Annotated in this window: 2 protein-coding genes; both read left to right on the top strand. The window is 71.7% G+C overall.

All coding sequences use genetic code 11. The annotated features are described in order from the left end of the window. Positions 1-918 (top strand): ATP-dependent DNA helicase (locus DD1DGNOD_RS14315; RefSeq protein WP_165036720.1); only part of this gene is annotated, 918 nt, incomplete at its 5' end. Positions 919-1,184: 266 nt separating this feature from the next. Next, positions 1,185-2,484, top strand: a 1,300-nt coding sequence (locus DD1DGNOD_RS14310; protein ID WP_346434322.1) for a glycosyltransferase family 39 protein, incomplete at its 3' end; no start/stop codon positions are given.

Raw genomic sequence — 2,484 nt, 5'->3', positions numbered from 1 at the left:
GTGGTCGACGAGGTGTCCATGCTGGACGCCGAGCTCGCCGCGGCCCTGCTCGACGCCTGCGCGGACGGCACCCATCTGCTGCTCGTCGGGGATCCGGCACAGCTGCCCAGCATCGGCCCGGGCCGGGTGCTGGCGGACCTGCTCGCGGCCGGGGTGGCGCCCGTGACCGAGCTGCAACGCCTCTACCGGCAGTCTGAGGGCGGGGGGATCGCGACGCTGGCGATGGCCGTCCGCGCCGGTGAGCTGCCCGCGCCTCCGTCCGGACCGGACCGCGAGGTGGTGGTGGTACCCACCCGCGGCGCGGGCGAGGCGGCGCACCGGGTCGTCCAGCTTGTCACCGACTCCATCCCGCGGGCGCTGGGCATACCTGTCGCGGACGTCCAGGTGGTGACTCCCGTCCACGGCGGCCCCGCGGGGACGGAGGCGCTGAACGCCGCGCTCAAGCAGGTGCTCAACCCCGGGGGCGGGAGCAACGGCGGGTTCGACGTCGGGGACCGGGTCGTGGCCACCGCGAACCATCTCGACGACGGGTTCGCCAACGGCGAGATCGGCGTGGTGACCGCTGCCGGTGACAAGGGCGCTCTCACGGTGGCGTTTCCCGGTGGGGACGTGGAAGTCCCCGGTGGGGCTGTCGGGGATCTGCGACACGGCTGGGCGGTCACGGTCCACCGTGCCCAGGGCAGCGAGTGGCCGGCGGTGGTGGCCGTATTCCCCCCGGAGGCGGGCCGGATGCTGACCCGTCCCCTGATCTACACCGCGTTGACCCGGGCGCAGCGGCATCTGTCGGTGGTGTCCGTGAACGGCCCGGGACTGCGGGCCGCGGTGCACCAGTCCGGTGGTCGGCAGCGCTGCACACTGCTGCCGGCCCTGCTCGCCCAGGAGATCCAGCCTGAGGCGGCCGACGAGGAAGGACGATAGCCCGGACCATGGGCCCATCCGAACTTTCCCCCGCCCCGGAAAGGGGCGCGGGACGTCGACCGGCCGACACCGACGATCGGCAGGCTGGCACTGTGAGTACCGTCTCGCTGGTGAGTGCCGACTTTTCCGGGAGCCCGGTGGTGGATCTGCCCGCATCGGGTGCGGTGTCCCTCGCACCGACGGCGGTGTCCGTCGCACCAACGGCGCCGGCGCCGGCTGTGGTACCAATTGTGGTACCAATTGTGGTACCGGATGTGGCTCCAGCGATGGCACCCTCCCCGGATGCGGCACGCACCCCGCAGGCGGCCGATTCCAGCGGAGTCGGGCGGCGTCCGGCCGCCCGCGGGTGGGCGGTGCACGAGGAGCGCTGGGTGCGCCGGCTGCTGCTCGTCGCCACCGTCGCCGCGATCGTGACCGGGGCCTTCCTGCGCTTCGCGACCCCGAGTCACCTGTGGCTGGACGAGTCGCTGACGGTGGAGATCGCCCGCAGACCGGTCGGCGGACTGCTCGACGCACTGCGGCGTGACGGCTCACCGCCGTTGTACTACCTCTCGCTGCACGTGTGGATCATGATGTTCGGGACCGGTGACGTTGCCGTCCGCGCGCTGTCGGGCATCCTGTCGCTGGTCACCCTGCCGGTCGCCTGGGTCGCCGGTCGCCGGGTCGGGCGGGTGGCTGCGATGTTCGGCAGCGGTGACGCCAACACCCCGCGGCGGGCGGGCATCGCGGCCCTGCTGCTGTTCGCCTGTTCGCCCTATGCGATCCGCTACGGCAGCGAGACCAGGATGTACTCGCTGGTCGTCCTGCTGGTTCTGCTGTTCGGGTTGGCCCTGGTGCGGGCGTTGGAGCAGCCGACCCGCCGCCGGCTGGTGGTGCTGACCGCGGCCACCTCGGCGCTGGTCTACACCCACTACTGGACGTTCCTGCTGCTCACCACGGTTGCGGTGTTCCTTGCGGTGCAGGCGCTGCGCAGGGTGAACTACCGCCGCTCGGCGCTGTCGGCCCTGGTGGCGATGCTCGCCTCAGCGGTGGTGTTCGCGCCGTGGATGCCGTCCTTCCTGTTCCAGATGTTGCACACGGGCACGCCGTGGGCGGCCCGGGTGCAGGCGCAGATCCTGCTGGACACGGTGTTCGACTGGGCCGGTCCCACCTCGACCGGCGCGCTGCTCGGGGTGGTGCTGCTCGGTGCGGCACTGCTCGGCCTTACCGGGAGACCTCAGGACGACGGGTTGCACATCGTCCCGACCGGGCGTGTGCCAGGACGCTATCTGGCCGCATTGTGGCTCGTCCCACTCGCCCTCGCCTATCTGGTCAACACCACAGGCGGTAGCGCCTATACGGAGCGCTACACCGGGATCTCGCTGCCGGCCTTCCTGCTGCTCGCCGCGCTCGGCATCGGTCTCCTGCCCGGACGGGTACGCGCCACGATCCTGGTCATCGTCTGCGTGACCGGACTGTTCGGTGGTTGGCACATGACCCGGCAGGAACGCACCCAGGCCGCCGAGATCGCGAACCGGATCTCGGCGCTGGCCCGGCCGGGTGACGTGGTCGCCTACTGCCCCGACC

Origin of the sequence: Candidatus Protofrankia californiensis, from assembly GCF_900634765.1 — a bacterium.
Classification (GTDB): Bacteria; Actinomycetota; Actinomycetes; order Frankiales; family Frankiaceae; genus Protofrankia; species Protofrankia californiensis.
Note: the sequence above shows the minus strand (reverse complement) of the source record. Positions and strands in the feature narration are given on the sequence as shown.